The sequence below is a fragment of the Rhizobium sp. P1_B8 genome (assembly GCF_056406515.1).
Map to the genome: position 1 here is coordinate 1 of NZ_JBFTZZ010000065.1, position 6,453 is coordinate 6,453.

The window sequence follows — 6,453 nt, forward strand, 5'->3', positions numbered from 1 at the left end:
GCCTTTCCGGGTTAGATTGAAGCATTCTGTTGGCTCAAACGGAGTCGGATGGTCGACCGGCCGGCGCGCGTCGTAGCCCAGCTCTACGGCCAAGCCGGCCGGTCGATCAGCCGGCCCGTTTCAGCCAACCCGAAGGGCCGGGCATCTTTCCGCCAGGATCAAAGGCGATCGGCTCGGACGTACCAAGGGGTATGCCCTTCGCCAATCGCCTTTGCCCTGACGAAAACCTGCTCCGGCAGAATGCTTCAATCTAACCCGGAAAGGCTCTAAGCACACCATGCGGGCCTTCGCCTCTTACCTCATCCTGCTGCTCGCATTGCCGCTTGCGGCACTTGCGGTCGTCTTGCCGGCCAACGTCTATCGTGCCCAGGGCATCGCCGCTCCCGATTGCGACGGGCCGCTGCAGGTGTTGATCTTCGCCGTGCCTGCCGTCCTGATCTACGGCGCAGGTGCGCTCCTTGCCTATCGGGCCGGCCGGCGCTTTGATCGCCTTGTTTCCCTTCTCTGCCTGGTCATAGCACTCGCTGCAGTTCCGAATATTGCAGAGGCCGTGCACGAACTCTATCGAAACGCCGCCGACGGCGAATGCCGGGGATAAGCAACCCGGCTTTTTTGCCCTGCCCCCTTGGAAAGCGCCCAGCCTGGCCCAGCTTTTTCTTGCGGTCGTGCATCGTCTGATGGAACATCCGCACGCCGGGAAACCGCCCCGGCGCACGATGAAAGGGATCGGCGAGGATCAAGGGGGATCCTTCGCCTCAATCAGGAGAACAGGGATGACGAAGTCTTTCAGCTTCGGTCTTTTGACCGCGTCCATGCTGGCGCTGAGCGCGGGCGCCGCCTTTGCGGATTACGAACTCAATATTCTTCATATCAACGATTTCCATTCACGCATCGAATCGATCAACAAGTTCGACTCCACCTGCTCGGCAGAGGAGGAAGGCAAGAAGGAATGCTTCGGCGGCGCCGCCCGCCTGAAGACCGCGATCGACCAGCGTCGTCAGGCGCTATCGGGCAAGAATGTCCTCCTCCTCAATGCCGGCGACAATTTCCAGGGCTCGCTCTTCTACACGACCTACAAGGGAGCGGCCGAAGCCGAATTCCTGAACCTGATGAAGTTCGACGCCATGACCGTCGGCAATCATGAATTCGACGACAGCGAGGACGGGCTTGCGACCTTCCTCGACAAGGTGCAGTTCCCCGTCGTGACGGCGAATGTCAAGGCGACAGCCGCCTCCAAGCTCGGCGACCGTATCAAGCCCTCGCTGGTGCTCGATGTTGGCGGCCAGAAGATCGGCATCGTCGGCGCCGTCACCAATGATACGGCAGAGCTTTCCTCCCCCGGTCCGAACGTGACGATCGCCGATGACGTCCAGGCCATTACTTCAGCCGTTCAGGATCTGAAGGGCCAGGGCGTTAACAAGATCATCGCGCTGACCCATGTCGGTTATCCCCGCGATCTCGCCCTGATCGCCAAGATCCCGGATGTCGATGTCGTCGTCGGCGGCCATTCCCACAGCCTGCTCTCCAACACCGACCCCAAGGCCGAAGGCCCCTATCCGACGATGGTCGACAATCCCGGCGGCTATAAAGTGCCGGTCGTCCAGGCCGCCTCCTACAGCAAGTATCTCGGCGACCTCGTCGTCAATTTCGACGATAGCGGCGTCGTCAAGGATGCCAAGGGCGATCCGATCCTGATCGATTCCACCTTTACGCCCGATCCGGCCGTCATCACCCGCATTGCCGAACTGGCAAAGCCGATCGAGGAATTGCGCAAGAAGGTGATCGGCTCTTCCGAAAGCCCGATCGAAGGCGACCGCAAGGTCTGCCGCGTCAAGGAATGCTCGATGGGCAATCTGGTGGCCGACGCCATGCTCGATCGCACCAAGAATCAGGGCGTCACCATCGCCGTTCAGAACGGCGGCGGCCTGCGTGCTTCAATCGATGGCGGCGAGGTCACCCAGGGCGAGGTCATCACCGTCCTGCCATTCCAGAACACGCTCGCCACGTTTGAGCTGACCGGCGCAAACGTCGTCAAGGCGCTCGAAAACGGCGTCAGCCAGATCGACCAGGGCGCCGGCCGTTTCCCCCAGGTCGCCGGCCTGAAATTCTCCTTCGACCAGTCGAAGCCCGTCGGCAGCCGTGTCAGCGATGTGCAGGTGAAGGACGGCGACAATTTCGCACCGATCGATCCGGCCAAGACCTACAAGGTTGCGACCAACAACTTCATGCGGGCCGGCGGCGACGGCTATTCGATCTTTAAGGAAGGCCAGAACGCTTATGATTTCGGCCCGGATCTTGCCGACGTGACCGCCGAATACGTCGCCGCGCATTCGCCTTACAAGCCATACACGGATGGCCGCGTCACAGAATTGGCGCAGGCAGCGCCCGCTCCTTCCGCTTCCGAGCCTGCGCCTGCCGCACCGGCTGCTCCGGCCCCCTCCACCGAACCCACCCCTGCACCGGCCGCTCCTGCTCCCTCCACAAAGCCGGCTCCCGCACCCACTCCTGCTGCCCCGGCACCAGCAGCACCGGCCCCCGCGCCGGCAGCCTCTGCACCTGCCGCAACGACGCCTTCCACCCATGTCATCGCCGCGGGCGACACCTTCTGGGATCTCGCCGTGACCTTCTATGGCGACGGCACACTGTGGCGGAAGCTCTCGGATGCGAACGGCAAGCCGAACCCGCGGCACCTGACAGTCGGCAAGGAGATCGAGGTCCCTGCCAAGTAAGACGATTTGTCCCGATGTCACTGGCCGGCCCGGGGTTTCCCGGGCCGGTTTTTGTTTCTATAGGGTGAACCACGATCTCCAGGCTGCGTATGAGCCGAAGAGACAGAAAGAGCTTTGGGACCAGAATGACAGCAGATATTTCACTCCGCCCGGCGGACCATCCGGCCGTCAAGTCAGGCAAGGTCGGTGTCCTGCTGGTCAATCTCGGCACGCCTGATGGCACCGACTATACCTCGATGCGCCGCTACCTCAGGGAATTCCTCACCGATCGCCGCGTCATCGAATGGTCGCCCTGGAAGTGGTATCCGATCCTGTTCGGCATCGTCCTCAACACCCGCCCGCAGAAGGTCGGCAAGGCCTATGAGCTGATCTGGAACAAGGAGAAGAACGAAAGTTATCTGCGCACCTACACCCGCAATCAGTCGGAGCTGATGGCCGCGCGCCTGAAGGATCTTGATAACGTCAAGGTCGACTGGGCGATGCGTTACGGCACGCCGTCGATTGCCTCGCGCATCGACGCGCTGAAAGAAGAGGGTTGCGACCGTATCGTGCTCTTCCCGCTCTATCCGCAATATGCGGCGGCGACGACCGCCACCGTCAACGACAAGGCCTTCCAGAAGCTGCTCTCGATGCGCTGGCAGCCGGCGCTACGCACCGTTCCCGCCTATCATGATGACGAGACCTATATCGAGGCGCTCGCCACGTCGGTCGAGAGGCATCTTTCGACCCTCGACTGGAAGCCGGAGATGCTGCTCGCCTCCTTCCACGGCATTCCCATGTCCTATTTCAAACAGGGCGACCCCTACTACTGTCAATGCCAGAAGACCGGCCGGCTGCTGCGCGAGCGGCTCGGGCTGACCAAGGAAAACTTCATGGTCACCTTCCAATCCCGCTTCGGGCCGGAGGAATGGCTACAGCCCTATACCGACAAGACGGTGGAGAAGCTCGCCAAGGACGGCGTCAAGCGCATCGCCGTCATCAATCCCGGCTTCGTCTCCGACTGTCTGGAGACGCTGGAGGAAATCGCCGAGCAGGCGGCCCATTCCTTCCATGAGAACGGCGGCGATAAGTTCGCGCATATTCCCTGCCTCAACGACGGCGAGGACGGCATGAAGGTGCTGGAAAAGGTCGTCCGTCGCGAATTGCAGGGCTGGGTCTGAGAGCCCCACTCAGAAAGCGGCGTCGGACGAGGAGCTAAAGCATGTCGCGCAAAACTGTGCAGCGGTTTTGCGATAACGACATGCGTAGAAACAAAGACTTAAAACGCGAGAGCGAATCTGAAGGGTCGCAACGCGCTTTAGCAACAGCCCAATGACTTAGCCGAAACGAAACCTCCTTTTCACTTGGAGCCCGGGCGGTTGCGCCCTCATTTCTTCCTCGCAAATAACGTGCTAACTCACCACATGAGTTGGGCAGGCGCGCATGCGCCGATAGGAGGAATTTTCATGCTGTTCGGCGGCTTCGACATCGTCGTGATCGTGCTGGTCATCTTCGTTATTCTGGTGCTCTTTGCTGGGATCAAGACCGTGCCGCAGGGCTACCGCTATACGATCGAGCGCTTCGGGCGTTATACCCGCACGCTGGAGCCAGGCCTCAACCTCATCACCCCCTTCATCGAGCGCGTCGGCGCTAAGTTGAACGTGATGGAACAGGTGCTGAACGTGCCGACCCAGGAGGTGATCACCAAGGATAATGCCTCGGTTTCGGCCGATGCCGTCTCCTTCTATCAGGTGCTGAATGCTGCCCAGGCCGCCTATCAGGTCTCCAACCTCGAAAACGCCATCCTCAATCTCACCATGACCAACATCCGCTCGGTCATGGGTTCGATGGATCTCGACGAACTGCTCTCCAACCGTGATGCGATCAACGACCGGCTGCTGCGTGTCGTCGACGAAGCCGTGCATCCCTGGGGCATCAAGGTCACCCGCGTCGAGATCAAGGACATCCAGCCGCCGCGCGACCTCGTTGATGCGATGGCCCGCCAGATGAAGGCCGAGCGCGAGAAGAGGGCGCAGGTGCTGGAGGCCGAAGGCTCGCGCAACGCGCAGATCCTCAGGGCCGAAGGCGCCAAACAATCCGCCATTCTCCAGGCCGAAGGCCAGCGCGAGGCCGCCTTCCGCAACGCCGAAGCCCGCGAACGTCTGGCCGAGGCCGAAGCCAAGGCAACGAAGATGGTCTCCGAGGCGATCGCCGCCGGCGACATCCAGGCGATCAACTATTTCGTCGCGCAGAAATACACCGAAGCGCTGACCTCGATCGGTTCGGCGCCCAATTCCAAGATCGTGATGATGCCGATGGAAGCGTCTTCCATCCTAAGCTCGCTCGGCGGCATTGGCGCCATTGCCCGCGAAGTCTTCGGCGATGCCGGCAGCAGCCCGTCGACGCCACTACCCGTGCCGCCGCGCCCGCGCCCCGCACCGGCACGCTCGACGCCGCCGATCAATCCGTCGACCCCCAATCCTTTCAATCCCGAGCAGGAGCGATAAGCCATGCTGGCGAAGATCGTCACCGAACTCGGTCCATGGAGTTGGTGGGTCGCAGGGCTCGTGCTGCTTGCCGCCGAGATGATTGTTCCCGGCTTCTTCCTGGTCTGGATCGGCCTTGCCGCCTTGATCGTCGGTGCGCTATCGCTGCTCTTCTGGGACAGCGCCTTCTGGGTCTGGGAGTTGCAGGCGATTCTTTTTGCGCTTCTCGCCGTTGCCACGACCTTCGCCGGCCGCCGGCTGACGCTGCGCAATGCCACGACCGACGAGCCCTTCCTCAATCAGCGCGGCGCCAGCCTCGTCGGCCGCACCGCCACCCTGCACGAACCGATCCGCGAGGGCCGCGGCCGAATCCGGCTCGACGATACACTATGGCAGGTGATGGGACCCGACCTGCCCGTCGGAACGCAGGTGAAGGTGGTCTCGAGCAACGGCCGCGACCTCAGAGTCGAGCCCGTCTGATCGAATGAACCTGATCAGGCAACGCCGATCCGCAGCAGGTCGTGGAAATGCACCAGCCCGACCGGCCGACGGTCGTCGTCGATGACGATCAGTGCGCCGATGTGATGCTGGTTGAGCAGTGCCAGGGCCGCGGTCGCCAGCACCGTCGGCTTCACCGTCTTCGGCGTCCGCGTCATGATATCGTCGACATCAAGCTGGGCCAGATTGCGTGTGAGATTGCGCGCCATGTCGCCCTCGGTGACGATGCCGCAGAGCCGCCCATCTTCATCCAGCACSCCGACGCAGCCGAAATGCTTGCGCGACAGCACGGTGATCGCCTCCGGCATCGGTGTGCCTTTGGCAACGAGCGGCAGCCGCTCGCCGGTATGCATSACATCGGCGACATGCATCAGGCTCGCACCCAGCTTGCCGCCRGGATGGAAGACGTGGAAATCCGTAGCGGTAAAGCCGCGCGCCTCCAGGAGCGCCACCGCCAGCGCGTCGCCGATTGCAAGCTGCATCAGCGTCGAGGTCGTCGGCGCCAGCCCATTCGGGCAGGCCTCCTGCTCGTTCGGCATCAGCAGGACGATATCGGCGGCGGTCGCCAGCGAGGACCCTTCGCTGCAGGTGATCGCGATCAGCGGAATGGAGAAGCGCCGCGTGAAGGAAATGATRCTCTTGAGYTCGGCGCTCTCGCCACCTTTGGAAATCGCCAASACGACGTCGTCGCGCGCAATCATGCCGAGATCGCCGTGATTGGCCTCCGCCGCATGCACGAAAAAGGCGGGCGTTCCCGTTGA

General features: G+C 62.0%; 6 protein-coding genes. 5 read left to right on the forward strand and 1 reads right to left on the reverse strand.

The window, feature by feature from the left end; all coding sequences use genetic code 11:
* The first annotated feature begins 277 nt into the window (after positions 1-277).
* The 5 genes from AC1D2N_RS35875 to AC1D2N_RS35895 all read left to right on the forward strand — a co-directional run bounded on the left by AC1D2N_RS35875 (position 278) and on the right by AC1D2N_RS35895 (position 5,674).
* Positions 278-598, forward strand: a complete 321-nt coding sequence (locus AC1D2N_RS35875; RefSeq protein WP_130653046.1) for a hypothetical protein — start codon at positions 278-280, stop codon at positions 596-598.
* A 175-nt stretch (positions 599-773) separates the two neighbouring features.
* Complete coding sequence (locus AC1D2N_RS35880; protein ID WP_130653047.1) at positions 774-2,729, forward strand: bifunctional metallophosphatase/5'-nucleotidase; 1,956 nt, start codon at positions 774-776, stop codon at positions 2,727-2,729.
* A gap of 125 nt (positions 2,730-2,854) precedes the next feature.
* Positions 2,855-3,889 (forward strand): ferrochelatase, encoded by a 1,035-nt coding sequence (gene hemH / locus AC1D2N_RS35885; protein ID WP_018243529.1) that lies wholly within the window; start codon positions 2,855-2,857, stop codon positions 3,887-3,889.
* A gap of 285 nt (positions 3,890-4,174) precedes the next feature.
* A complete protein-coding gene (locus tag AC1D2N_RS35890) occupies positions 4,175-5,215 on the forward strand; it encodes an SPFH domain-containing protein (RefSeq protein ID WP_003542866.1) in 1,041 nt (346 codons plus the stop codon).
* A 3-nt stretch (positions 5,216-5,218) separates the two neighbouring features.
* On the forward strand, positions 5,219-5,674 hold the full coding sequence (locus tag AC1D2N_RS35895) for an NfeD family protein (RefSeq protein WP_018243530.1): 456 nt from the start codon (positions 5,219-5,221) through the stop codon (positions 5,672-5,674).
* 14 nt (positions 5,675-5,688) lie between these two features.
* Here AC1D2N_RS35895 and AC1D2N_RS35900 read toward each other — a convergent pair.
* Positions 5,689-6,453: KpsF/GutQ family sugar-phosphate isomerase (locus AC1D2N_RS35900; protein ID WP_477982999.1), on the reverse strand; the 765-nt coding region annotated here is incomplete at its 5' end.